Raw genomic sequence first — 26,074 nt, 5'->3', positions numbered from 1 at the left:
ACTTCTGTGCCACGCTGATGGCATGACTGATCAGTCGACCGTCACGGCCGCACCGCGCCGGCCCGGTCGTCGACCGTCACACCGCCTGGTCACACATCGGCCCGACAAGCGTTAGGCATCCCTGATGGACATCCCCCTGCACCCCGCGGTATCCACCGAAATCGCCCGTGGCCGGGAGTTTCTCGACCGAATTCGCAACGCTCGCCGCACCGTCGAAGGGCTGCGCGTCACAGTCCCCTGCCCCGACGGCGACAACGAAATCATCTTCGGCGGTGACGGCATGGTCGTCGCCGCCAGCTTCACCGAGGACGTGTTTAGCCGCTATCCCGGCGACAAGCTCAGCGAGCTGCTGCTAGCGATGTCCGAGGAAGGGTTCAACCAGGTGTCGACGAAGGTCACCGCAGAGGTTGCCAGCGTGCTGGAGCAGCAGTGATCGACCACGATGCGCTGGACCAGTTCACCAGCAGCTGCGCCGCCCTGGGGGCCGAAGTGTTCGGCCGTCGGCAGGTCGCCGACCTGCGGCAGGCCCGCGTCGGGTTCGAACGACTGACCGCCCAGTACCCCGACCAGTGCGACGGATGGCTGGGCCTGGCCGCCAGCGGCGCCACCGACCGCGTGGTGCTGGAGAGTGCCTACCGTGCCCTCGACACCGCTGGCGAGCTGATCTCGGCTGCCGACGTCGCCGCCGACGCCGTGGACTTCCCGTTCGACACCGGCCTCTACGTTCAGCTGCACGCCCGCGGCGCCGACGGAGTGATCATGGCCTGCGCGGCAGCACGGGCACGCGACGGCGACTACGGTGCTGCCCGAGACCTGCTCGACGACCGCCTGCTGCATGCACATCCGCAGCACGCCGGCTGGGTCCTGGCGGTCATCTTCTTCCGCGCCAAGCGCTGGCACGACGTGCGCCGGGTGCTTGCGCCGCTCACGCCGCAGGCCCACAACGACCCCTACCTCTTCCAAGCGATGTCGGTGGCGCAGGGCCTGTCGACCGCCTACCTCGGTCTGTGGGAGCCGGCATTCGACCAACTCAGCGCCCACGGCCAAGGCCCCATCCCCGCGGCCAGCTCCGAAGCCCTGCTCGCCGCCGCCCTGTCGGCGCGCGCATTAGGCCGTGGCGACAGCGCCACCGCACTGTTGAACGAGGCCTACGGCATCGCCGGCATTCAAGACAACGTGCGCGCAACGATCGGCACAGCACTCAGCGACCCCGGTTACGGGATCCAACCGACGACCGCCGCGCGCATCGACGCCCGCACCGACTACTGGGACCCCGACACCGAACCCGGAGAGCGAGACTTCGCCCGTCAGCTCGGGGCGTCCCGCCGGGAAGAGCTTCGCGCAGAAGCCGAGGCGGAACTCGCTGAGTTCGTCGGCATGGCCGACGTCAAAGAGCAGATCGCACGACTGGAATCCAATGTGCGCGCAACCAAACAACGTGAGGCCCTTGGCCTTCCGGTCCGCAACAAGTCGTTGCACCTGATCCTGAAAGGACCGCCGGGGACCGGTAAGACCACCATCGCGCGGGTGATCGCCAAGCTGCTGTGTGCCGCCGACGTCCTACCGTCGGACACCTTCGTTGAAACCGGGCGCGCCGATCTGGTCGACAAGATCATCGGAGGATCTGAGGCGAAGGTCCGCCAGATCATCGACCGCATCATCGACAGCGGCGGCGGAGTCCTGTTCATCGACGAGGCCTACGCACTGACCGACTCCGGCTCCGAAAACGACTACGGCCCGCTGGTGATCGCCGAACTGATCCGTGCCATGACCAACCACAACGACAAGCTGATGGTGATCGCCGCCGGATACGCCGACAAGATGCAGGAGTTTCTGGACTCCAACGAAGGTCTGCGCTCACGTTTCACCCGCGCGATCACCCTGCCCTCCTACTCCGTCGACGAACTCGTCGAGATCACCACCCGCAAAGCCGTCAAGGGCGGCAGCATCGTCGAAGACGTCGAACCGCTGCGCCAGGCCTACGCGGACCTCAGCGCCGCCACGGCACTGGACACCACCGGCCGCCGCCGCCCAGCGCTCGACGTACTGGGCAACGCCCGCCTCGCCGACAACCTGATCGGCTTCGCCGAAGAGGAACGCGACCACCGACTCGACGTCACCGGCAAGCTCGGCCCGGACTCCACCGCCGAGGACCTGCAGACCATCACCGGAGATGATCTGCGCGCCGCGGTATCCCGTGAAGTGGGCCGAGCCGAGAAAGAACAGAACATCGAACTGAGCCGCGGTGCGACAGGAGGTGCCCAGTGACCACACCGCTTCAGCCGCGGCGCGGTTTTAAATCCAAGAGCGCCGAGCCCGGCCCGAACTCGCAGCGTTCCCGGCCATGGGGATTCGTAACCAAACACCAGATCTCGGGGTGGCGCTTTCTAATCCGCCGCATCAGCAATGGTGTCGCCTTGCGTGACACCCGCATGCTCACCGACCCGCTGCGTCGTCAAGGCCGCGCGCTCAGTGTCGGTCTGATGCTCGGAGTGATTCTGTTGGCCGGCGCGTTCATCCTGTCGATCCTGCGGCCAGCCGGCACCAGCGGGGGGCAGGCCATCCTGGCGGAGCGCTCCACCAACGCGCTCTACGTTCGCATTGACGACGAACTACACCCGGTGCTCAACCTCGCCAGCGCACGGCTGATTGTCGGCAAGGCCGAGAACCCCACCGTGGTCAAGCCCAGCGAGATCGACAAGTTCCCCCTTGGCAACACCCTCGGCATCCCCAACGCGCCGTCGCGGATGGAGCAGAACCCCACCCGTGACGCCCGCTGGATGGTCTGCGACGCCGTGGGCGGCCCCGACGCCGGTACCACCATCATTTCCGGCGACCCAGTGCCCGGTCCCGGCCACGCGACACCCATGCAGGACAACGCAGCGGTGCTGGCCACTGACAACGGCGACCAGAGCACCTGGCTGATCTGGGGCAACAAGCGCAGTGAAATCGACCTGAACAACGCCGCTGTCACCGCAGCCGTCGGCATCAACGTCGACACTCCCAATCCGCGCACCGTCGACCGCTCGCTGCTCAACCTCATCCCCGAATCCCCGCCGCTGGTAGTGCCGTTCATCGCCAACGCTGGCGATCCGCCGCGCTTCCCGTGGCCGGTGGCCGGCCAACAGGCTCCGCTGATCGGGTCGGTCGTCGTCGACCGCGACGAGAACAACCAGCTGCGCTACTACGTCGTCACCGCCGAAGGGATCCAGGCGATCACCCCGGTGATCGCGGCGATCCTGCGCGCCAATGACGCCTACGGCCTCGTCGAACCGCCGGCGCTGACCCCAGACCAGATCGCGAAGGCACCCAAAGCCGAGCCGATCCCGGTCGAGGACTATCCGACCGAAGCGCTCCAAATACTCGACCCGACAACCGATCCGGTGTCGTGTGGGCAGTGGGTGAAGCTCGACGGCGCACCCACGTCGAATCTGACACTGCTGGTCGGCCAATCGCTTCCCGTCGCCGAAGACGCCAGACCGGTGACCCTGACCGGAGCCGGCCCTACCTCCGCGCAGCGTGCCATCCTGCCCAAGGGCAGCGGCTACTTCGTCCAAGTCACCGGCCAGCAACCGGAGTCGGCGACCAGGGAGTCAGCGTTCTGGGTGTCCGACCTCGGAGTCCGCTACGGGCTGGAGGCCCCGAGCACTCCCGGTGGCGTCGGCGGCGGTCCAGCCGAGTCGCTCGGCATGACCGCTGAACCTCTCCCCATCCCGTGGTCCCTACTGAGCCTGTTCGCCCCAGGCCCCACCCTGTCCAAAGACGATGCGCTGGTTGCGCACTAAACGGAAAGCCGGAAATGCGAGCGAGATTCCCTCAGCGGCGCCGCGTCAGCGGCCCTAAACCCGCACCCAAGGACAACTTCATCTTCGAGGCGCCACCCGAGCTGCCCCGTACCATTGAGGTCAGCGCCTGGAAGAAGGCGCTGCCGTGGGTGTTCGGCGTCGTCATCGTCGGCATGGTCGCAATGATGTTCATCATGGGGTTCCGTCAGATGAACCCGATGTACCTGTTCTTCATGGCGATGATGGGCATCGCACTGTTCTCCTCGATGCAGGGCCAGGGCGGCAACACCGAGATGAGCAAGGCCGAGGTGAACTCCGAGCGCGCCGAATACCTGCGCTACCTGTCGGGTATGGCCGAGCAGATCCGCGAGGCGGCGGACGCGCAGAAGGCTCGCGCCGAATGGTCACACCCGGATCCCGACGTGCTCGAAGCGGTGCTCGACGGCCCGCGGATGTGGGAACGCGGCGCCAGCGACCCCGACTACCTTCACATCCGGGTCGGCCGCGATGAGGTCAAACTGGCAGCGAAAGTCAAGGTCAAGCCAGTCGAATCTGAACTGGACCTTGAACCGGTCACCAAGACCGCCCTGCAGCACCTACGGGCGGTGCAGCAGTCAATTCCCCACTGCCCCAAGGCGATTAACTTCGCCGGACTGGGCATGATCGGCATTTACGGCGAACGCGGCGTCTTCGAGTCCGCCGTCCGAGCCTGGGTGGCGCAGCTGGTGTGCTGGCACACCCCCAATGACACCGCGCTGGCGATCGTCTCGCCGCACCTGGAGTCACACTGGGCCTGGGCCAAATGGATTCCCCACACCGAGAGCCAGGACATCGACGGTGCCGGGCCAGCTCGATTCCTGAGCGCTTCGCTCAGTGACGTCGAGGCGATGCTCGAACCGCTGCTCAAAGAACGCGCCAAGGTCGTCGATGACAAGGGCAACCTCGACGCCGCGGCGGTCAGCAAGTCCAACAAGCACGTCGTGGTGGTCATTGAGGACCCCGACGCACCCTCATCGGCGGTGCGGCGCATCGCTTCTCGCGATGGCGTCACGGTGATAGCGCTACGCCACGGGGACGCCCCCGACCCCGACTACGCCGCGCATCCCCGCGAACTACTGCTGCGAATCGACCGTGACGGCCATGCCGACGATGCAGCGCTTCGGATCCAGCACTGGCACAACTTCCGGTGGCAACTGTTCTGCGCCGAGCCCGACAGCCTCGACGAGCCGGTGATTGCCCATCTCGCCCGGCAGCTGTCCAAGTGGGACAGCGCCCCGATCGGGCGCCAGGACGCAGAATCGGCTGCGGCACAGACCATGCTGTCACTGCTCGGGGTGACCAACGCGGCCAATCTGGACGTCCACGCATTATGGAAGCCGCGGATGTTGCCGGTAGGCACAGGCGAACCGGTGAACCTGGAACCGCTGCTGCGGGTGCCGATCGGACTGCAACCCAGTGGTGCTCCGCTGATCGTCGACCTCAAAGACGAAGCTGACGGCGGCAACGGGCCGCACGGGCTGATGATCGGTATGACCGGATCGGGCAAGTCGACGACACTGGCCACCCTCGTCGAAGGCCTGTTCATCCAGCACTCCCCCGACGTCGTGCAAGCCATCCTGACCGACTTCAAGGACGGTGCGGGATTCGACGCATTCGCCGACTATCCCCACACGGTCGCGGTGATCACCAACATGGAGGAAAAGCGTTCGCTGGTCGATCGTTTCGGCGACACGCTGCTGGGGCTGCTCGACCTGCGTGGACGAATCTTCCACGAGGCGGGCAATCAGATCAAGGGTGCAGCGTTCCAGTCGCTGATCGAGTACAACGAAGCGCGCGCCACCCCGGCCGGGGCGCAACTGCCGCCGGTGCCGTTCATGTTCGTGGTGGTCGACGAGTTCTCCCTGCTCCTCAAGGACCACCCGGAGATGGCCGACGTCTTCGACACCGTGACCCGTAAGGGCCGCTCACAGGGCGTGTTCTTCCTGTTCGCCAGCCAGACACTCGATGAGGGCGTCATCAAGCGAATCCCCGACAACACCCAGTACCGCATCGGCCTGAAAGTCGCATCGGAGTCGATCTCTCGCCGCGTCATCGGCAACGCCGACGCCTACCACATCGCCGATGGCAAAACCATAAAGGGCACAGGGTATTTCGTGCGCGCCCCCGGCGCCGAACCGGTGAAGTACCGCGGGTTCATGCTGCCCAGCCGCTACGAACCGCCCACCACTGTCAACCGCCGAGTGATCAGCGCCAGCCCCCGTGCCCGACTGTTCACCGCCGGCCGGGTCGAACCCGACGCCGACACCGTGATCGAAGAAGAGATCGCCGCGGAGTCCGTTCTCGAAGGCCCGCCTCGATCTCTGGTGCTGACGGTCGGCCCCCAGCTGACCGCCGCCTACGGCAAGAAGGTCCCCCAGCTGTGGTCGCCGCCCTTGGACGACCCGATCCCGCTCGACAGCATCCTCACCCAGGCCCAGGAATCACCGCAGCGGCCCGGATCCGCGCTCTGGTGGCCACTGGGTGAGATCGACCGTCCGCGCCAACTGAGCCACGGTCTGCTGCGTTACAGCCTCGACGAGGGCAACGTGTCGGTGCTGGGCATGCGTAAAGACGAGGCGTCCTCGGTGGTACAGACCTTCGTCCTGTCCGCTGCAAGCAGGTACTCCCCGACTGAGGTCGGCTTCTACCTGATGAGTTACGGCGGCCCAGCACTTGGTGTGCTGCGCGACCTGCCCCACGTGGGCGCCATCGGCGGAGAAGGCCGGCGCGAGGTCAACCTGCGGCTACTGGGCGACCTCGAAGCCATCCTGATGCGCCGGCGGCGTCTCTTCCAGCAGCACAACATCCTCTCGGTCGAAGAATGGCGCCGTAAGCGTCAGGCCGGGGATGCAGGACTCGACGACGGTTTCCCCACCGACCTGTTCGTCATCGTTGACGGCTGGGAAAACTTCATCGACGACAACACCTCGATTCTCAATCCGAAGAACCCGCAGGTGAAGAACATCGAGACGCTGATCAGTGGCGGCCATGGCGTACACGTGGTCATCACCGCCTCGGACTGGATCAAGTTGGGCAACGTCATCCAGAACCAGATCAACGCCCGCTACGAGTTGAAACTGGCCAATGCCGCCAACTCACAGGTCCGCGCCCGCATCGAGGACAAGATGATCCGCCCGCAGGATCGCATCCCCGCCGACCAGCCCGGTCGCGGCATCACCTCCACCGGCGACGTCATCCGTTTCGCCATCGGCCGCACCGACGGCCAGGCCACGATGGATGACCTCGACACCAAGGTGCGCGAGACGGTTCAAGCCATCACCGATCGCTACGCCGGACATCGACGCGCACCGGGGCCGCGGCTGCTTCCCACCCGCGTCGAAGCGCACGCGCTGCCCAGCCCGCGCGACCTCGGCGGGGAACGTCACGCCCTCGGCGTCCGCGGCCGCGATCTGCAACCGATGATCGTCGATTTCGCGACCGATCCGCTGCTCGCTGTCTTCGGTGACGACCACCACGGCAAGTCGAGCTTCATCCTGAACACGATCGCCAGCATCACCGCAGGCCGCGAATCGCCCAACGAGGCGATCGTCGTTCTGTTCGACCCCAAGCGGCGGCTGGGTGAGGCGACGCGCATGCTGGTGGAGCCGCGCGCTGATGACGAGAACCCGGCCGATTTCTACGAGACCGACTTCAACGTGATGGCGCGGCGTGTCGACCAGATCGCCACGATCCTCGACAAGCGTCAGCCGCCGTCGTCATCGGGTTGGGAGCAGCGGCGCGCGTGGACTTATGAGGGTCCGAAGATCTATCTCATCGTCGATGATCTGGACGCGGTGCCGCTGCGTCAGCAGATGCACCAACAGGTCACCGCAGGGGCGCCAGCCGGGCCGGGGATGGCCATGACCGTGGCCACCTGGGAGCCGCTGCTGCGGCATCTACCCAACGCTGCCGACCGCGGGCTGAGGGTCATCGTGACCCACCGCGCCGCCGAACTAATGGCCGCAGAAGTGCAGACCAACGGCATTCCGCACCATTTATCGACGCAGCCGTCAACGCGGATTCTGCTGGGTGCGCGGTCAGATCGCGACAAGGTGGGCGGCGTCAAATTCGAGGTCGGATTGCCGCCCGGTCGAGGCCAAGTGGTCGGCGGCAGTCAAGACAATGCAGGGTACGTACAGTTGACTGCACCCCCTCAGTGAGTGTTACGGGCATGTTAAAACTCCACGTGGAGGGTGGTGCCACCCCTAGAGGCATGTTTGGTTTAGTGGCGCGTGTCATTTGCTGGCGGTACCGTAATTTTTCAGATAAGCACCAGCAGAAATTGCCGTCACTGCCCAGTCGGAACCTCGGCGATAATAAAAACAAGGTCTCAGCGAAAGAGGGGAACGCAATCCCATGCAACTTGATGTAACTCCCGAAGCGCTCGCCGCGGCATCTGGACAGGTCGCCGCGCTGACAGGTCGGCTCATCGGCGTCAACACCTCCCACATGGTCGCCAACGGCATGATCCTGCCTCCGGGCTCGGATGTGGCGTCGGTCAAAACGGCAGCCAGCCTGCAGGCCGGCGGCCTCGCGCACGACGCGATGGTCGCCATGGGCAACTTCCACACCGCGGCCACCTCTTACGGTCTCGGTGAATCCAGCACCAGCTACGCCAGCGGCGAGTACCAGGGCGTCGCCGCCCTCACCGCTGCCGGCGGCGTCGGGGTTTAACCAACCCTCGGGGGACTCCATATGCCTGCGCTACCGCCTACGCCGATCTATCACGCGGCTCCGCCGGAAGTGAATTCGACACTGCTCAACACCGGGGGCACCGCGGCGGGGATTACCGCCGCGGGCACCTCCTGGTCACATGTGGCCGCGGAGTACGTCTCCGGAATCGCCGAGCTTGAGGCGATTCTGGCCTCGGTGCAAGCGACCTACCAGGGACCGTCGGCGGAGAAGTTCGTCGCAGCGCACCAACCGATGCTGATGTGGATGCAGCAGGTCGTCATCAAGGCCACTTTGGCGGCCGTGGCGCACGGCGAGATCGCAATCTCCTACGAGAGTGCGGTGGCGCTGATGCCCACCATGCTGGAACTGATCAACAACCACGTCGTGCACGGAGTGTTGGTCGGCACCAACTTCTTTGGCGTCAACACGATCCCGATCGGCATGAATGAGGCCGACTACGTTCGGATGTGGAATCAGGCCGCCGACGTGCAGACCACCTACGACTTCTCCACCGGTGCCGCAGTCGCCAGCGTTCCCGAGACCTTGCCCGCCCCCATGACGCTCATCCCAGGTGTCGGAGAGACGGGCAGCATCGCCGCCACCGCCGCAGGGTTCTTTACCCAGGCGACCGCGACCGCCACCGGTGCATCACTGACCGCCGGCCACGCGATGTCGGACAAGCTCATCGCCGGCAAGGCAGCGACCGCCCCGCTGTCGGTGACCGAAGAGATCCAGCAGGCCGCCGGGTCGGCACCCACCGAACAATCGCAGACCGCCGCCGACCAAGCCGGACAGCAGCTCAAGCCCGAGAACATGGGCACCAGCATGCTGCAGCAATTCACCTCAATTGCCTCCAGCGCACCTCAAGCGGCCACGTCAGCCATTCAAGGCCCAGCCCAAATGCTCACGCAGGCACCGCAAATGCTCGCCTCGGCACCCCAACAGCTCAGCAGCATGCTCAGCCAGTTCGCCGGCGGCTTCGGCAGCGAGCTTGGCCAGAACGCGATGCCCGCGGTCGGCTTCGCCGGCACCGGCGCCATCCAGGGTTTCAACCCCGCCGGCATGACCAGCCTCGCCGGCGGCGCTCTTGGCAGCGGTCCGGCGCGCCCGATGATGCCGTCGACATGGGGTTCGGCACCGACTGCGACCGCGGACATGTCCAATGCGGCCAAGGTCTCTCCGGTGGCCACTGGCCTGCCGGGCGCGGGTGCCGGCGGTACAGGCGCTGGCGGCAGCGGCATGATGGGGTCCGGCGCAAACAACCGCCGCAGCAAGGGATCTCAGCAAGTCACTACCTACTCTGAAGACGCTGACGGCGACGACGCCGCCGACGCCGACAGCGATGGGGGGGCTTACGCGATGACCCGCTGACAGACATCACCCCTCTCTGCGGGATCAACTCAGCCCAAACTGAACACACGAAACAGCAACGCATAGTCAACTCACACGAAAGGGAGCAATCCTTATGTCGAATTTCCTCGACGCGAACACCGCTCAGCTGGCGTCCTCCTCGGCCGCCGTGCAGGACGCCACGGTCAGCTTCGTCAACGTGCTGCACCAGGCCGAAGGCACCGCGGCCTACGCCCAGGCTATGAACCAGGGTGAGGCCAGCCTGGCGTTCCAGCAGTCCCACGCACGATTCGTCAACGGCTCCACCAAGCTGCAGGGCCTGCTGCAGATGGCCGGCGTCAACGTCGGCGAGGCCGGCACTGACTACACGTCCACCGACTCGCTGGGCGCCTCCAACCTGCAGTCGGTGCCCATCTCCGACGGCGGCGACATCTCCATCCGCGCGTAGACAACCCACCTAAACCTCTTCTCCGAAAGGAACATTCGATATGTCGCAGATCCTGTACAACTACCCCGGCATGAAGGAAGTGGTCGGGCAGATGCAGACCCAGGCCACCTCCCTCGACGCGCTCGGCGGCAACGTCGAAGCCGAGCAGGCCGCTCTGGGTGCGGCCTGGCAGGGGCCGACCGGTATGACCGTCAACCAGTGGATCGCGCAGTGGAACTCCGCGCTGCAGGAGACCATCACCGGTCTGCGCGGTATGGCGACCGCCTACGACGACAACACCAACCAGATGATGGGCCGCGACGCCCACCAAGGCGCCAAGTGGGGCTGAGCGCCTGAACCTGGCACCACAAATGTGGGGCGGTCACCGAATTCGGTGACCGCCCCACATTCGTTTCGAGATGAGACCCGTGAAAGACGGCGCGCAGCAGTCTTCAGACCCTCGGCGGTGCCTGGTCGACGAGTCGGGTGCTGAGGAGCTGGCGGCCGTGGCCAGTCGTCAAATGGAACAGGTTCGCGCGGGCGCCGTCCTGGGTGATGACGATCGTCGTCGACGGAGCCTGCGCGGATTGCGGGCGTCGAAGCGTCACCGCGATCGGACCCGACGGTGCGTCGATGCTGCCGTCAGTGACCACGATCGAACCGGGCACCGGCGCCGGCGGCCGAATCGCGAACTGCTCCGGGGCTCCGTGGTTGACCAGCGTCGTCCACGGGCGAGGATCCGCGGTGTACACCGCCACCGGCAGTCCCGACAGCGCCAGTCGGGACACGATGCCCTGGTGAAACTGTCCGGTGCCCGTCACGGTGATGCGTACCGGCTCCGGTGAGGCAAGGCCCAGGTACACCGGCTCGCGGTGGCGATTGAAGCCGATCGGCACCCCGGCCGCGGCCGTGGGCCACGACAACTGCGTGAGCGCGTCCCAGTCAACTCCCGAGGTGGGCAGGTCGAAATCGTCGTGCTGGAACCCGGTCACCGACAGCGCCGGAGCGGCCTTGCGGTGCAGGCCATGGAATCCCTCCAGACCCGGCAGGGGGTTTCGTGTCGGCTTGGCACTGGTGATCATGCCCACGGATGCCTCGATCGAGGCCGGTTGCACTGCCGGGGTACGCACGGTGAGCACCACCCAGGTGGCCTTGGTCGCCACCGTTGGCAGTGTCTGCAGGACCTCGACGAGGCGACCCGGATCGACCGCGTAGACCGCCCGGAACCCGTCGGTGTGCTCGGTGCCCGTCCAGTGTTCACGGCGGACTGCGGCGGACGGGGGTACGAACTCAGGCAGCTTGTGGCCATCGTCGTCTGAGAGTGTCGCCAGCCACCCACGCTCACGCAGCTCGGCGATCAAGCGGCGGGCCACCGTGTCCGCCAGGGCCGCCCGCTGCGGGCCGGTGCTTTCTGAGTCCTCCTCAGAGCTGCCCATAGTGGTCTGCCGTGCAGTCAGCGCGGCGACGTTGCTTTCGGCGCGCAGCGTGTACGTCAGCCAGGTGTCGCGATGCTGAGGAGCCAGGCCCGTCAGCAGTGCGGCCGAGTCCGTACGCAGGCCGCTGGCGGGCGGGGTGCGCGTCACCGCCGCGACCGTCAAAACGTCAGCGCGCACACCGTAGCGGTGAAGCCAGCTCGTGACGAACTGCCACGGCAGCTGGTCGGTGGTGTCACCCGGAGTGGTCATCGCATGCGGGTGTGGGCGCAGATGAATGACGATGCGGGCCTCGAGTGAGCTTGATCGAGGCTCTGTTGAGGCGGGGTCGCCGGCGTTGTCCGCGGCGCGGCGGCGGCCGGGCTGCACGCGTCGTGTGCGCTGCCGGCGGTTGTACACCGACACCGGTGCCCATCGACGCACCGTCGTGGAGACGTGCTGCCCGTGCCAGGAACCGAGGAACGCCAGAATCAGTGCGACACCGATCGCGTAATGCCACCACAGCGGCCGCTGCCCTGCGGGCAGCAGGGCCGCCCACCCCAGTAGCAGCAGTGAGACGAGGGTGGTCACTCGCCGCCAGCTCGGGACGGCGGGAGCCAGACGCAGCCCCCGGCGGCGGTCAACTGTTGTTGCCACGGCGCATTCCAATCATGGTGACGGCGATGACGGCGGCTGCGACGGCCAGGATGCCGGCACCGAGCGCAATCATGCGGGGTAAGCGGTTGTCTGGCGGCGGTGGTGGAGGAGGATCCACCCGCACGACCGGCATGTTGGCCGGGACCGTTTCCCCTTCAGGGATGTCCCAGGTCAGGGCCGCCACTGGGTCGATGACGCCGGCGCCGACCAAATTTGACGGTGCGCGTGCTGCATTGTGTGCCGAGGAGACGATCCGGTTGACCACCTGACGCGAGGTCAAGTCGGGGAACTCCGAGCGCACCAGTGCGGCGATTCCGGAGACGTAGGCCGCGGCGAAGCTGGTGCCGTTGATCGGCACCAAGGGTTCCTTGTTAGAGGGTTGACCGTTGACCAGTCCGGAGTTCGGTGCGTTGCCCAACGAGACAATCTGCTCACCGGGTGCGGCGACGCCGACCCATGGACCTGCCATCGTGAAACCCGACGGCTGCCCTTCGGGGGTCAGCGAGGCCACCGACAGGACGTAGGGCTGCCAGTACGACGGCGTGGAGATGGTGGTGGCGCCAGCCCAGTTACGCGGATCCTCAGGGCTATTCGGGTCGGTGAGCGGATTGCTCTCGCAGTTGCTCTCGCCCGTGTTGCCGGCCGCGGCCACCACCACGATGTCCTTGTCGATCGCCGCGTAGCGGATCGCGGCGCCCAGCGCTGCCTGGTCGACCTCTTTGTACTGGGCGATGCAGTCGATCAGGGAGATATTGATGACCCGCACGAAGGGGATGTCAGCGGCGTGACGGATCGCCCGCGCCAAGGTGGCAACGTCACCGGCGGTCTTGGCCCGCTGAGGGTCTTCCCCTGAGGGCATCTTCGGCGACCACTGGGCCGAACTCTGGCGAATGGACACGATCGAGGATTCCGGTGCGACACCGGAGAAGCCGTCCGGGCCAGGCTGGGCGGCGATGATGCCGGCGACCGCAGTGCCGTGTCCGTCGCAGTCGACCAGGCCGTTGGCCGAGGGGTCGATGTAGTCGCCGCCGGGATTGAGGTTAGGTAGGCGCGGTTGCGGCGTTACACCCGAGTCGATGACCGCCACCGCCACTCCCCTGCCGCGCGAAGTCTTCCAGGCCTCTGGGAGATTGAGCATCGCCTGGCTGGGCGGTACTGCAGCTGGGTCGAAGCCGGGCAGGGCTCCGTTGAACGCGCACTTCTCGGAGTTCTGACGCATCTCCTGGGCCGGCCCAGGAGGGCCGTCGGGCGGGAGCGCGGCTGGGTCGACTTCGGGAATGGTCAGCGCCAGCGCCGGCGGCGGTGGTGAGCACAGCACCAGAAGTGCCACCGCCGCGGCCACCGACGTGAACTGTCGGATCATCAGATAGCTCCCCGGTTGCGGATCAGGCTGACCAGACCGACCAGCCACAACATCGCGGGCAGGATCGTGACCAGCAAGGTGTTCTCAAACAGATCCAGGCGCCGGCGCGCCGGGATGGACAGATCGCGTGGCTTGAGCTGCGAGGCGATGAGCAGCAGCACGGTCAATCCGGCGACGGCTGCGGCGGCGTAGATCCCGGCCAGCAGATGCCCACTGGCGGTGAAGGCAATCGTCAACGCGAGCGCGGCAAGGAAAGGCGTTGCGAGGAACCACAATGCGGGAATCGCGGAATCCCAGATCCGCATACGCATCACGGTCACCGTGATGGTCGCGAGGACCAACCACCACGCGAGCAGGGGCGGCGCATCGGGCAGCCACAACACCAGCACCGACCCGAGGACAGCCAGCAGGACCGACGCCGAGATCAGCCCGCTCTGGTAGGAGGCGCTGGTGGCCGTCTTGCGTGGCAGGTCTTCGATCTCGGCCAGCGACGACGGCGCGGGCGTGGGCTCGCCGGGTGCGGGCACGTTGGGCAGCGGGAACCGCGCCCACACCGCCGAGGCGGTCGGTGCGTTCAGTGCGATGAGCAGAGAGATGGCCAGCACTCCGCACCCCAGCGACAGGTAGGGCAGGTGGGCGAACATGCGCACGCCGGCGGCGATCGCCACGGTGACGCTCACGGCGATGATCGCGGTGTACGTCGCTACCCAGGTGCTGGTGATCGCCAGCAGTAGCAGCGACCACGCCACCAGGCCCGCTGCTGCCAGGAACACTCGCGGAGCGGCGCCATCACCAGGCAAGGCCGCGGCCAAAGCCAAAGCCAGAGGGACGGTAGTGGCCACTCCCATGCGGCCGGCGGCCGTGACAGCACCGCGGCGGCGCAGCAGGACGGTGGCCGCCATGAAGACGATCGCCAGTGCGCCCAGAGCCCCCGCGGCCCACCATTGGAAGCCGCGGTGCCAGCCGTCGAGGGCCAGCGCGCACACCAATGCCCCGAAGATCAAGACGAGCACCTGGGCGACGATGGGCAACAGCTCGTGGGTGAACGGCTGGAACTGTCGGGCGGAGTGGATCGCTGAGGCGTCGGCGATGTCCTCGACGACCGGCGGGGCGGCTGGGCCTGGCGGCAGCTTGCACAGGATCAGCTGCTCGCCGTCGTCGATCGACAGCGTTTCCAGGGTGGCGTCCAGGCTGAACGGTGTACCCCCAAGTGGCGCAAGCGAATAGGGGCGCGTGCCGTCAGCGGCGCTCGGCGGTGTGATGGGGTCGTCGTCGCGTCCAGACGCCAGCGTGGCGCGGATCCGCGGGATCAGCTCGCGGATCGCGAGCGTGGTGGGCAGTGCCAGGTCGGCAGCCGCGCCGTCTCCGATGATCGCGACGCGGACTTGCCCAGTAGCAGCGGCAGGATCCATGGTCAGTAGCTCCCCAATTCCTCAGGACGTTGACGTGATTGGCGGGTCGGGTAGTACTGGGCGATTGAGCCGGCCAGCTCCATCACCGCCTTCTGCGTTTTCTTGGCCAGCTTCGGGAAGTCGATGAACCCGCCTTCGTGCAGGTGCCTGTCGTAGGGGACGTTGACGACTTCCTGGACCTGCTCACGGAACTTCGCCTCGACCTCTTTCATGTCGACCGCCGGCTTGTCGCCGCTGTTGGCGTTCAGGGCGATGACGGTGCGCGGGAGCAGACGGCTGAATCCGTGGGCCTGCAACCAGGACAAGGTGCGCCACGCGCCGTTGAGGCCGGGAGCGTCGTTCGAGGAGACCACCACCAAGCAGTCGACTTGCCTGGCGATCGCCGGAAACAGGTTTGAGGTGATCGAGGTGCCGCAGTCCAGCAGGATTACGTTGTAATGCGCCCGCAGGATCCGCATCGCCGACTCAAAGTCCTGGATGTTGAGCCGGTAGGACGATCGTGGATCGTTCTGGGAGGAAAGCATTTCCAGGCGGTCGTCGTTCTGGACGGTGAACACTCGCACGTTCTGGTAGCTCCCGGCGCTCTGCAATGACGACAACGCCTCGATGTTGGCTTTGGGGCCGCCGTTCTCGTGAAACCGGGCAGACAGGTTGCCCAGGTCGGTGTCGACGTCAACGACGATCACTCGGTCGCCGCGCTCGCGGGCGATGGCATTGCCCGCTGACACCGCCATCGTGGTCTTGCCCACTCCGCCCTTGCTGTTGACGAAGGCGACGACGTAGACGTCGGTGAGGGACGCCCGGATTCGCCGGATCTGCTCCTCGGCGTGTTGCTGCTTGGCGCTCGGGCCGGGCTTGATGAGCCCGAACGTCATGACGGCGACGGCTTTACGCCAACCGGTGCCGACGCGGCGCTGTTCGGCGGCGAAGTGGTCGGGGTTGTCGCCGCCGGCGTATCCGGAGCCGCCGATGAACGGCTCCCCCGCCCCACCGATGGGGCCATCGAACAACGGCTGTGACCCCGTTTGCGGGCCGCGGGGTTCCGGCTGCGGCGACCACTCCCCCTGCTGGACAGCCCTATTCGATCCTGACGGAGGCCCGAAGAAGTCACCCACTCCCGGATCCTGGGCCGCCTGCTCACGGGCTGCGGCGATCGCCCCGGCAGACATGATGGTGGTCTGTTCGGTGATGTCAGGTCCGTCGGGGCGACGGCTCTGAAACCCTCGCGGCGCCCCCGGCGTCGTGGCCGCCGATGGCTGCTGGTGGCGTGGCTGGGCGGAATGCTGGCCCGGCGCCGACTGTGCCTGGCCCGGCGCCGACTGGGCTGGTCCCTGAGGCGACTGCAGCGGTCCGGCGGGTTCTTGCGGTGGCCCCGAGGGCGACTGCAGCGGTCCGGCGGGTTCTTGCGGTGGCCCCGAGGGCGACTGCAGCGGCCCCGCGGGTTCCTGCGGTGCCCCGAAGGGATCCGGGGAGGACGGTGCCGCTCCTGCGGGCGGCGGAGTGTGCGGCGCGGCGCCGGGGACCGAAGCGCCCCAAGGCGGCGATGGCGGTGTGGTGGGCGCGGCCTGCCGATGCGCCCCCGTTTCGGTGGGCGCAGGGGTGTTTGGGCGGCGCTCGCCCTCGAACTTGTTCACCGCGGCGGTGGTTTCCTCGGCGCTCTTGTCGGGCTCGTTGTCTGAAGAGAAGAAGTCAGATGGTGTGCTCATCGTGTTCGCTTTTCCGTTTCGATTCGATTGTCAGATGTCGTAGTTCTCGTTGGGAAACCAAGTGCCCGAGGGCAATCGGTCGGTGAGGTCACGCACCGCCATCGAGATGGCGAATGGCTCGCCAGGCGCGAAGATCGAGTTGCCGCCGTCACGCGGCTCCCCCGACGGGGGGCTTACCAGGATCAGTCCCACCTCGGTGCTGATCAGGTTGACACTGACGTCGGTCTGGTGCCGGGCACCGTTGATGGCGTCATGCGCGGTCAGCTCGACAGTGATCCGATCGCCCGTACGGGCCAGCTCCATGATCTCGGCGTCACGTTCAGGAACGCCGAGATCGGTCAGGGTCTCCATGATGTCGGCGCCACGGGCAATGCGCTCGTCGATCTGCTTGCCGATGTCCATCCGCAACTCGAACTCGGCAAACCGGGCCGGCGGCTGATCCTGGGGCAGGCCGGCGCTGATGATGGGCACGATGGCTTCGCTGTGGGTCAGCTGCAGCGGGGTGAAGGTGACCATCTGTGCGTATCGCAAGGCGACGACCACCTCGGGCGGCGAAACGCGAGCGAGGACGCCGCGCAGGATCTGATCGGGGTCAATCATCGTGAACCATTCCAGCCATTGGGTGGCCTGGCAGATGGTCCGAATGGATTCGGCCACTGAGGGTTTCACGCGGCCCTGGTCGTCGATGACGCCAATCTCAGTCAGCTCGGCCAGGCACCGTTCGTTGAACGGTGCGCGCTCGCCGGGGTCGACGTAGGGGGCCGTGATCGCGAGCTTCCACGGATAGGTTCCGGCGCCGAGATGCTCGGCCAGGAACCAGGCCTGGTGTGCGGTGACCTCCACTGCCTCGAACCTAGCCATCGTCGTCACCGCCCTTAACGGGTGGGGCGGCCTTCTCCAATTCTTCGAGCACGGGCTCCAGCGCACGCTCGGTGATCAGCGACATCGACGTATTCCATCGTTGCTCTTGGGCCTTGAGCCGTTTCAAGGTGGAGCGTTTGAGGCGGAGCGTGGTGGCTGTCTTCTCGTCCTGGTCCAACATCTTCTTGGAAAGTTCCTGGACAAGGGCGCCGCCGACGCTCTCCGATTCCGTCGTGGCCATCGTGACTCACCCCTTTCTTGCTGGGTCTTTGCCCGTGCGCTCGCAGTAGAGCACACAAGCAGGACACGGCAAATAGATTGCTTACCCCGCTAGCCGATACGGTCGATAGCTCTACGCGCCGCATCAGCCAGCTATCAGTCTGCCCTGAACTGATAGGGGCATCGCGCACTAATCTGCGCTGAGTGCATATTCAACAGCTCGGCGCATACGCGGCGCATATGCGCATATGCGCCGAACGCATACATACATAGGCGGCATCCAGCGTGCGGTCGGGCGGTCCCACACGGCTCCTCGGCGAGGCGATTAGTGGCCGGTGTCCGTTGGCGGTGAGAGACTGCCTTCCAAGGCGGGCCAGATCGACCCCTCCCCTCCCCCATCGGCCTGGCGCCGCCCCATCCGTCACAGTGGTGACGTTTCGTCACAGTGACGGCTATCAGTATTGGCCCTGTCACGGTGATGCACCGTGCATCACGCTTCTGGGCCGACACGCCGCGCAATCTCTTGGCGGTGTCAGGGTCAACAAATACTCTTATACCGGTATTCAGGAAGGAGTCACACTCGTGACCGACACATCCACCCGGTCGACGCGCCGCCCGGTCAAGGCCGCCGGTAAGCGCAAGACAGCCAACCGATTCGCCAAGTTCGCCGGCGGCGATGCGGACACCGAGACGAACCTCTCCCCCGCCCCCGCTGACGAACCCACACCCGAAGCCAGCGGACTGATTGGCGGAATGTCCGCCGTGGCCGCCGACGAGGCCCACCGCGTCGTTAACCTCGCCGTGGCCGAGATCGCACCCCACCCCTTCAACGACGACGCCCGATCGCAGCCGCAGCCCGGTGACGCGAAATGGGAGGAACTGCTCAACGGGGTCCGAACCAACGGCGTCCGCCTGCCTGTGCTCGTCGTACCCCGAGACTCATTCGCTGCTGCCAGACCCACTGCCGCGCAACACATTTCCCCAGAAGCGAAGTACGTTCTGGTCTATGGGCACCGTCGCCGCGCCGCGGCGCTGGAAGCCGGGCGCGACACCGTTCCCGCAGTCGTCGATGACTCGATCATGGCCGAAGACGGCGACCTCGACGCGATGGCCACCGAAAACCTTGGCCGACAAGACCTCTCGGAACTCGCCGAAGCTGACCTGTTCGCACGCTATTCAGAGATCGGCTTATCCCAACGCGCGATCGCCGAACGGCTGGGAGTCGACCAAGCCACCGTGTCGCGCCGCCTGGCACTGCTCCTACTTGCCCCCGAAGTCCGAACCGCGGTCGAGGCCGGCGACCTCAAAGTCACCGAGGCGGCGCACTTCGCCAACCTGCTGCCCTACGGCCCGCCGCGGCGCTGGCAGAAGACGAAGGATCCCGAGCAGGACACCGATCAGCGCCGCGGTGAGCAGATCGCCGCGCTGCGCTTCGTCGTCGAGAAGGACTGGACCGGCAAAAGCGCCGCCGAACGCGTCAACGCCGAACGCGTGGCTCGCGGTGAGGCCGAGGCCTTGGGGGTGGCAATCGTCGAGGATCCGGAAGCCGAACTCGGGCCCAGTTTCTACGACCACCGCATCAGCCGGGACGCCCTGAACGACCCCGCTGACGCCTTCGGGGTCATCAACCCCCACACCGGGCAGCTCGATCTGTACCGCCGCACAGCACCGCAGCCGGCTGCCGCGGAGCCCGCGCCGATCGCGACCGAGACAGGCGACGCGCAGCCGGCACCGCCCGCTGCCGATCGCGCCACCGACCCCGCAACAGTGCCCGATGACGACGCGGCGGCGGGGGAGCAGGACACCTCCGGCGAGGATGCTGGCGCAGATGCTGAAGCTGCGGCCCTCGCCGAGCAGAAGAGCGCCGACGCCGCCGCGGCGAAGGCCGCACAGGCGCGCCGGCGAGACGCCTGCGCCGGACTCATCAACCACCCGCCGAGCAACGCAGACCTCCTCAAGGTCCTCGTCCGCCAGTGTCTGTCGGGGGTCAGCGCCCGCAGTCAGACCTCCGCGGTGAAGGCCCTCCTAAAGGACTGGGACGCCAGCGTCGACGGAACGGGGGAGAAGGCCCGCAACACCCGCGCCTGGCACCTCGCCGTCGCCTCGGCGGAACTGCACACCGCCGAACTCAAGGGTGCATGGGACGACGACGCGATCACCCACCTCGAAATGCTGACCGAACGGGTCGGCTACCAGCCCACGGAGTGGGAGAACCGACGCCTGACCGAGGCCGGTGGCCGGTGATGCACCGTGCATCACCGATCCCAGTAGCCCCGCGTGATGCACCGTGCATCACCAGCACCGCCAACCCCGCGTGATGCACCGTGCATCACCTGCACCATCCACACCCCTGATGAATACCGCATCGACCATCCGCACCACCAGCGACAGGAGAGCCCCCTAGATGTCCACTTACACGGTCGCCAACATGTCCGGCAGCGTCGGAAAGACCACCACCGTCGTCACCGCCGCAGTCCAACTCGCCGCATCCGGCTTACGCGTCCGGGTCATCGACCTGGATCCGCAGGCCAACGCGACGACCTGGCTCGGCTACCCCGACATCGGGGGCACCACCATCGCCGACGTCCTGCGCCTGGACGCCACCATCAACGACATCGAGCGTCCCGCCCGCATCATCGACTACACCGAAGACGGAGATCTGCTGTTCAGCGACGACCCCGACGCGCTCATCGACAACCTCACCATCGTGCCGGCGGCGCGATCCACTTTGGACAAGCTCATGGTCGAGCTGCCCGCCGTCGTCGGGGGAGTCATGCGCCTACGCGACGCCCTCGAAGCCGCCACTTCGGTCGATGTCACCCTGATCGACTCACCCGGATCCAACAGCGCACTGGTGACCGCAGCGCTGATCGCGTCCTCCGTCGACGAGGACGGCCCTGAAGGCTCGTGGGGTCTCATCACCTGCACCAAGCCCGCAGGCAAGGAATCAGAGGGCATTCAAGCGCTGCTGCGCGAACTGGCGATCGTCAAAAAGACCTTCCGGATCGACATCCCGCTGCTGGCCATCGTGCCGTGCGCCGTGCCGGCCAGCGGAACGGTCTATCAGCAGCAGATGGAGTACCTGGTTGAAGGCTTCGGGGACAAGGTGACCCCGGCCGTGCGCCGCAGTTCGATCGTCGACGAGGCCTACACCAACTACCGGCCCGTCCCGCTGTACGGGTACCGCGCAAAAGACGTCAGCAGGGACTACGAGAACGTCATCGCGCACATGAAGAGTCACGGAATGTTCCGCCCCGCGGCCATCAATGCCTGACAACGGCCACCACGCACCGGCTGCAGACGCCAGCAGACTCAGCAAGCTCAACGTGCCCGCCGAGCTGCACCAGCGCGCCCGCGCCGCGGTACGCATCGTGCGCCGAGTCACCGGGCGGCGCTACACGATCGCGCAGTTCGTCACCGAAGCCTTCGTCGCACAACTGGCCGTGATCGCCCGCGACTACAACGGCGGCCGCGAGATCTACCCGGACACCGAACCCCTCGAACGGGGCCGAGGATAAGTTCCCCACACCGAACGCCCACGTCCCGGTTCCACTGCCGATAAAGCGATTCCCGGCCGTGTCGCTCACAGCGCCGATAGTGAGTACACACATCGCGACGAGGGGATCGACTTGGGCACCGAGCAGTTCGCCGACCCGGCATCTGACCCGGACTGGATGGCCAGCCAGGACTACGCCGCCAGCCGCCCAGCGCCGGCGCCCCCATCCATCGACCCCACCGTCCGCGCACCCCTGGACTACGCGTACACCGCAGCCGAGATCATGGCGGCCCTTCCGCGCTCAGAAGCAGTAGACATCGAGGCCCTGCCCACCGATCTGCAACTCAAAGCCCGGTCCCACGGCGACGATCTGAGCAACATCATCGAGTCCGAGCAGATGACCACCCGGCACCGCCGCGACGTCATCTGGACCGAGATCGCCCGCACCGCCCGCGTCGTCATACCACTCGCCAAGTACGGAACGCCCGTCGCCGCCGTGATGGCAGCCGTACTGATGACCATGCATCGGTGGAACCATCCAGATACCGCGATGGCCGAAACCCTCGCCGCCTCCAACCCGTTCGGATACATCGGAATCGTTCTCATCGCGGCCGCACTCACCGCTGGGGTAGCGCGGCGACGCGCGGACACCGCACCGCACTGGGTGTACTCCGAAGACGAACTGGAAACCCTCGACGCGGCCTCCATCGACTGGCCGGCCGTACCCGAGGAACTCGACCGCTACGCCAACGGCGAGGCCTTGCGGCGCGAATGGCACGGAACCTGGCTGGCGCGAATACAGCCTGGGGGAGCGGCACTGGTGTGGAGAGAACCCCACCTCGTCGCGGTGGCCACCCTGTTAGGCCGCGACATCCGGTCCAGCCCGGCGTGGCGCAGCGACCTGCTCGACGTCCACCGCGTCCGCATCGACCTGGACCGCACGCTCTCCGACATCTATCGACGAGCGCACCGCATCTGGCGCGCCCGCGCCAACCTCGTACCTCCGGCGACCAAGGACCCCGGCGACGTCGTGACGCGCCGCAACACCGAGATCACCGATGCCGCCGACGACGCCTGGACCACCCTGGTCGCGCTGGTGCGCCAGCTGCAGGACTACCGCCAAGCACTGATCCCGGTCGACGCGATCCACGCCGAAATCGTCGCGCTGCAGCAGAGCAGCTTGCGCATCACCGACGCCGCTGTGCGGCAACTGCACGTCGACGCCGCCGGCAACGCTTTGCACACCGGCGCAGTCGGTGCGGCAGCAGGAGAACTGACCGACCTCAACGCCAACCTCGCGGCGCGGCTGACGACACTGCGCCACAACCTCACCGCCGCCACCAACGGACTTGCCCTCCGCGCGCCATGAAGCGCGCCGCCCCGAACCGAAAGTGCGCCATGACCTCTCAGCCCCAGACCTCAACGCCGGTGCGCCCCGCCAATTGGCTCACACGCCCACCCCGGCCACCACTCACGCGTCTTCGTTGAACTCGACCAGTAACCGCCGCGGCACAGGAGACAAAGAACCCGAATGGCCCCCACCACCATCACATTCCGCACCGACCGCGGCGTGATCGCTTACAGCGCCATGGAGCGCCCCCAACCCGACGACCCCGGCCGCGTCGCCAACGGACTCCTCGGCGGCGATCCCTCCCTCGTCGCCATCGTCCGCGAGATCCTGGCCGGCAGCATGCCCAAGAGCGTGCGCGTGGCCGAACCCAATGTCGACTACGTATTCACCGCGAACCGTGACACCCTCGCCGATGTCGCCGCCGCGATGCTGGTCGCCGGCAACGGCCGAGGCCGGCTCTCCGACGCCGGCTGGGACGCCCTCGATGCCGCCATGACCTACGAGCCCGGCCCCGGCACCAACAGCCCCGTCATCTACTGACATGTGCCGCGCAGTCCTCGACGGCGGCCGCCGCTGCCCCTGCACCCGAGGCGACCGGCGCCGCGCCTACCAACGCATGCGCTACGCCGCCCGCCAGGCCGCGGCCGCGGCCGATGAACTGTGCGAATCGGAAGCCGCCGTACAGACGGACTCGATCACATCGCAGGACCGTCGCGCCACGACCGCGGCCGCCGTCGACTCGGCCCTCGCGGCGCTGCGTGACCCTGAGCGCAGCAGCCACCCAGACGTTCACGACGCCTACCTCAACGCGGTCCTAGATCACGGTGCCGTCGTGCGCGACGTCGCCGGCCAACGAATCGAGAACGCCTACGCCGAGCGCGGCCTCGACGACGCGTCTGTTGAGGCCGAAGCTGCCGCAGTCGCAGCTGAACTCGAACAGATCGAGGCACGGTGGCGCGAGACCAAGAACGGCTCCAGCGCCTACCTCACCGCCGACGGAGCCGCGTTCACCGCCGAGGGGGCGGCAGCACTAGACGAAGCGCGCAACGCGTACTCCGCCGACAAGATGGCCGTCTACCGCCGCGCAGGCGACCGATCCAAAGACATCAACGAGCAGCGCGCCCAGATCGCCCGAGAGATCTACTACGACGAGCTGTCCCGCGAGCGCAGCTTCGGCGGCCCGGCGGCGATGGCGTTCGTGCCGTCCAACACCGCCAAGATGACACGCGCCGACCGTGCGATGTTCAGTGCCACCACGGCGCTGTATCCCGACGAGATGGTTGAGCACGCCAACAGTCTCGGCGACATGCTCGCCAAACGGTCGAAGGCCCGCGCCCACTACACCGCCGGCGCCCGGCAGCGCAGCCGCCGCACCCGCACCGAAGTGTTTGATCTCAAGGATGCGATGGAGTACGGCCGGTTCCGGTTCAACCACTTCATCGACTCGCCCGCAGACATGGCCCGCGGCGCCGGCTCGATCCGCGACCGCTACAGCGCTGAAAACGCATTCGTGCCGCGAACTCCCGACAACGAACGCAAAGTCGGCGAGCTGGTCGCCCAGCACAACGAGAACCGCCGCCAATACGCCACCGTCGAGTACGCCACCGCCATCCCGAAAGACGGTGGAGAACCCTACGAGGTCATGTACGTCAAAGGCCCCAGAAAGCGGGTCACGACGGAGGTCACCGGAATCAGCGCCGAACTGACCTTCAGCGACGCTTCGTCAATGACCCATGAGCTTGGCCATCGCATGGAGGACCGCAACCCGGAGATCTCAACCGCCACGAAAGCCTTCCTGCGTCGGCGCACGGCCGGCTTGGCACCCGAACGCTACGCACGCTCCGAGATGACGGTCAGCGATGGCTTTGCCGACCGCTACATGGGCAAGGACTACGCCGGCACACACCACACCGAACTGTTTTCCTGCGGCATGGAAGCTGTGACCCAAGGCCGCTTCGGCGGACTCGTCGGCCGCCCCCAGGTCTTCCTGCCGGCGCCCGGCGGCCTCAGCGCCGCCGACCGCGCCCAACGGCCCAAACCCGACACTGAGCACCTCGCGCTCGTTCTCGGCCTACTGGCCTCGGCGAACAAGCGCATCCGCTGATTCGTGCGCCAGGGTGCTCTTGCTCGATTCGACCGCGTGTCCAGCAGCCTGGATACCCTCACCAGGTGGCACTGATGAAGCGGGCGGCTGAGCGTCGGCAGGTCTCGGAGGGCACCGTGACTGGCATCGCCGCAGACTCCGATGCCCCGCTTCGCGCGGAGGACTTCCAGCCCGACTGGTTCCCCGGCGATGTGGAAGACCCCTCAGAGACCTACCCGGACTTGGCGCCGGCCGCAGAGGCGGACCGCGCACAGACGATCGCGCCGCCAGCCGCAGAGGCCGTCGACGATGAGCGGGACTCCGCGCCCTCAGCGCCCACAAGCCAACGGCCAAACAGCGACGAGCCTTGGCAGCCTCCGCAGTGGCAGTACTTGACGAAGAGGGCTCGGGTGAATCAACACCAGAACCCGAGAACCGCTTGAGGGACAAGGAATGAGCAGCTCAAGACGTCACCACGGGCGCTCAGTGACCATCACAGCAGGTTCCACCCATAGCTGAAGCATCAGGCGCGCCGCCCCGTTACCGCTGGCCACAGGAACGGACACCCAGGCGATCCACCCGCCGTCGGCACGCCGTAGCCAGGCCTGGAGGGTGCCCTCCATCCACGGCTCCATCCTCAAGCCTGACCCGCGAACGAACAACGGCAGCTCGTCCTGCCGGCGCGAGCACGTCCCGAGGCCGGGAAACACCCGCATCATGTCGACCCACACGTGTCGATGCACTCTGAACAGGTTCCGGTATGGCCCCGACTGCGGCCACTGACTGAACTCCGGCTCCGTCATGGCTCGTCGACACGCTCGCGCCGCGCCGCCGCCCGCAGATTGCGTTCATCCATCGCGAGCAGCAGACAGTCATCTCCGAGCGGAGGTGAGTAGTGGGTGAACTCGCACGAGCGGCAGAAGTGGGTCCGGTGCGATTGACCGCATCGGCATTGCGCGATCCCAACGAGCGTCCTTTGCGGACCGAGGCTCGCTCCACAGGCGCTGCACTGTGTGGGCCGCGGTTCGGCCCATCCGTGTGCAGTCCTGCGCAGCTGCGTATGCGGACCGAGGAGCCGCCGTTCTTCCACCTCAACCATCCTAGTCGAACAAACGTTCGAGTTGACAGAGTGGGTCAGCTGGGCGAGCGCCTACTGCTGGCACAATCGCCACTTGTGGGCACGCACAAGCATTGCTTGTGCGTGTCAGGGTCGGTCGATAGCATCGCCGACGTGTTCAG

At 66.6% G+C, this 26,074-nt stretch carries 22 protein-coding genes; 15 read left to right on the top strand and 7 right to left on the bottom strand.

The window, feature by feature from the left end; translation table 11 throughout:
* The first annotated feature begins 124 nt into the window (after positions 1-124).
* The 8 genes from AC5Y6Y_RS22340 to AC5Y6Y_RS22305 all read left to right on the top strand — a co-directional run bounded on the left by AC5Y6Y_RS22340 (position 125) and on the right by AC5Y6Y_RS22305 (position 10,624).
* Positions 125-433: a hypothetical protein gene (locus AC5Y6Y_RS22340; protein ID WP_499930358.1), complete on the top strand. Its 309-nt coding sequence runs from the start codon at positions 125-127 to the stop codon at positions 431-433.
* Positions 430-2,268 carry a type VII secretion AAA-ATPase EccA gene (gene eccA / locus AC5Y6Y_RS22335; protein ID WP_499930356.1) on the top strand — a complete coding sequence of 613 codons (1,839 nt, stop codon included), beginning with the start codon at positions 430-432 and terminating at the stop codon, positions 2,266-2,268. Before AC5Y6Y_RS22340 ends, eccA begins: the two co-directional genes overlap by 4 nt.
* Positions 2,265-3,785 (top strand): type VII secretion protein EccB, encoded by a 1,521-nt coding sequence (gene eccB / locus AC5Y6Y_RS22330; protein ID WP_499930354.1) that lies wholly within the window; start codon positions 2,265-2,267, stop codon positions 3,783-3,785. Before eccA ends, eccB begins: the two co-directional genes overlap by 4 nt.
* A gap of 14 nt (positions 3,786-3,799) precedes the next feature.
* Positions 3,800-7,984, top strand: a complete 4,185-nt coding sequence (eccCa, locus tag AC5Y6Y_RS22325; protein WP_499930352.1) for a type VII secretion protein EccCa — start codon at positions 3,800-3,802, stop codon at positions 7,982-7,984.
* 196 nt (positions 7,985-8,180) lie between these two features.
* Positions 8,181-8,498 carry a PE domain-containing protein gene (locus AC5Y6Y_RS22320; RefSeq protein ID WP_499930350.1) on the top strand — a complete coding sequence of 106 codons (318 nt, stop codon included), beginning with the start codon at positions 8,181-8,183 and terminating at the stop codon, positions 8,496-8,498.
* 21 nt (positions 8,499-8,519) lie between these two features.
* Positions 8,520-9,869: a PPE family protein gene (locus AC5Y6Y_RS22315; RefSeq protein WP_499930348.1), complete on the top strand. Its 1,350-nt coding sequence runs from the start codon at positions 8,520-8,522 to the stop codon at positions 9,867-9,869.
* A 94-nt stretch (positions 9,870-9,963) separates the two neighbouring features.
* Complete coding sequence (locus AC5Y6Y_RS22310; protein ID WP_499930346.1) at positions 9,964-10,296, top strand: WXG100 family type VII secretion target; 333 nt, start codon at positions 9,964-9,966, stop codon at positions 10,294-10,296.
* A 40-nt stretch (positions 10,297-10,336) separates the two neighbouring features.
* Positions 10,337-10,624, top strand: a complete 288-nt coding sequence (locus tag AC5Y6Y_RS22305; RefSeq protein WP_499930344.1) for a WXG100 family type VII secretion target — start codon at positions 10,337-10,339, stop codon at positions 10,622-10,624.
* A gap of 103 nt (positions 10,625-10,727) precedes the next feature.
* Here AC5Y6Y_RS22305 and AC5Y6Y_RS22300 read toward each other — a convergent pair whose 3' ends face one another.
* From AC5Y6Y_RS22300 to AC5Y6Y_RS22275, 6 genes are read right to left on the bottom strand one after another with little or no spacing between them, the layout of a single operon-like run.
* Positions 10,728-12,278, bottom strand: a complete 1,551-nt coding sequence (locus AC5Y6Y_RS22300; RefSeq protein WP_499930343.1) for a hypothetical protein — start codon at positions 12,276-12,278, stop codon at positions 10,728-10,730.
* A 49-nt stretch (positions 12,279-12,327) separates the two neighbouring features.
* Positions 12,328-13,707 carry a type VII secretion-associated serine protease mycosin gene (gene mycP / locus AC5Y6Y_RS22295; RefSeq protein ID WP_499930342.1) on the bottom strand — a complete coding sequence of 460 codons (1,380 nt, stop codon included), beginning with the start codon at positions 13,705-13,707 and terminating at the stop codon, positions 12,328-12,330.
* A complete protein-coding gene (gene eccD / locus AC5Y6Y_RS22290; RefSeq protein ID WP_499930341.1) occupies positions 13,707-15,119 on the bottom strand; it encodes a type VII secretion integral membrane protein EccD in 1,413 nt (470 codons plus the stop codon). Before eccD ends, mycP begins: the two co-directional genes overlap by 1 nt.
* Positions 15,120-15,121: 2 nt before the next feature.
* Positions 15,122-16,825, bottom strand: a complete 1,704-nt coding sequence (locus AC5Y6Y_RS22285; RefSeq protein ID WP_499930340.1) for a MinD/ParA family ATP-binding protein — start codon at positions 16,823-16,825, stop codon at positions 15,122-15,124.
* 30 nt (positions 16,826-16,855) lie between these two features.
* A complete protein-coding gene (locus AC5Y6Y_RS22280) occupies positions 16,856-17,686 on the bottom strand; it encodes an ESX secretion-associated protein EspG (RefSeq protein ID WP_499930339.1) in 831 nt (276 codons plus the stop codon).
* Positions 17,679-17,927, bottom strand: a complete 249-nt coding sequence (locus tag AC5Y6Y_RS22275) for a hypothetical protein (protein WP_499930338.1) — start codon at positions 17,925-17,927, stop codon at positions 17,679-17,681. Before AC5Y6Y_RS22275 ends, AC5Y6Y_RS22280 begins: the two co-directional genes overlap by 8 nt.
* 560 nt (positions 17,928-18,487) lie before the next feature.
* On the opposite strand from AC5Y6Y_RS22275, the gene AC5Y6Y_RS22270 reads away from it, so the two are divergent.
* From AC5Y6Y_RS22270 to AC5Y6Y_RS22240, 7 genes are all read left to right on the top strand, one after another.
* Positions 18,488-20,149, top strand: coding sequence for a ParB/RepB/Spo0J family partition protein (locus AC5Y6Y_RS22270; RefSeq protein WP_499930337.1), 1,662 nt, complete (start codon positions 18,488-18,490; stop codon positions 20,147-20,149).
* A 160-nt stretch (positions 20,150-20,309) separates the two neighbouring features.
* A complete protein-coding gene (locus tag AC5Y6Y_RS22265; RefSeq protein ID WP_499930336.1) occupies positions 20,310-21,179 on the top strand; it encodes a ParA family protein in 870 nt (289 codons plus the stop codon).
* Positions 21,172-21,423: a hypothetical protein gene (locus AC5Y6Y_RS22260; RefSeq protein WP_499930335.1), complete on the top strand. Its 252-nt coding sequence runs from the start codon at positions 21,172-21,174 to the stop codon at positions 21,421-21,423. The genes AC5Y6Y_RS22265 and AC5Y6Y_RS22260 overlap by 8 nt, the downstream gene beginning before the upstream one ends.
* 111 nt (positions 21,424-21,534) lie before the next feature.
* Positions 21,535-22,770 (top strand): hypothetical protein, encoded by a 1,236-nt coding sequence (locus tag AC5Y6Y_RS22255; RefSeq protein WP_499930334.1) that lies wholly within the window; start codon positions 21,535-21,537, stop codon positions 22,768-22,770.
* A gap of 162 nt (positions 22,771-22,932) precedes the next feature.
* Positions 22,933-23,292 carry a hypothetical protein gene (locus tag AC5Y6Y_RS22250; protein WP_499930333.1) on the top strand — a complete coding sequence of 120 codons (360 nt, stop codon included), beginning with the start codon at positions 22,933-22,935 and terminating at the stop codon, positions 23,290-23,292.
* Position 23,293: 1 nt separating this feature from the next.
* On the top strand, positions 23,294-24,856 hold the full coding sequence (locus AC5Y6Y_RS22245) for a hypothetical protein (protein WP_499930332.1): 1,563 nt from the start codon (positions 23,294-23,296) through the stop codon (positions 24,854-24,856).
* Between the two features lie 65 nt (positions 24,857-24,921).
* A complete protein-coding gene (locus tag AC5Y6Y_RS22240) occupies positions 24,922-25,278 on the top strand; it encodes a hypothetical protein (protein ID WP_499930331.1) in 357 nt (118 codons plus the stop codon).
* Between the two features lie 27 nt (positions 25,279-25,305).
* On the opposite strand, the gene AC5Y6Y_RS22235 is transcribed toward AC5Y6Y_RS22240, so the two are convergent.
* Positions 25,306-25,458: a hypothetical protein gene (locus AC5Y6Y_RS22235; protein WP_499930330.1), complete on the bottom strand. Its 153-nt coding sequence runs from the start codon at positions 25,456-25,458 to the stop codon at positions 25,306-25,308.
* Positions 25,459-26,074 lie beyond the last annotated feature (616 nt).

The organism is Mycobacterium sp. NGS24, from assembly GCF_059813065.1.
Note: the sequence above shows the minus strand (reverse complement) of the source record. Positions and strands in the feature narration are given on the sequence as shown.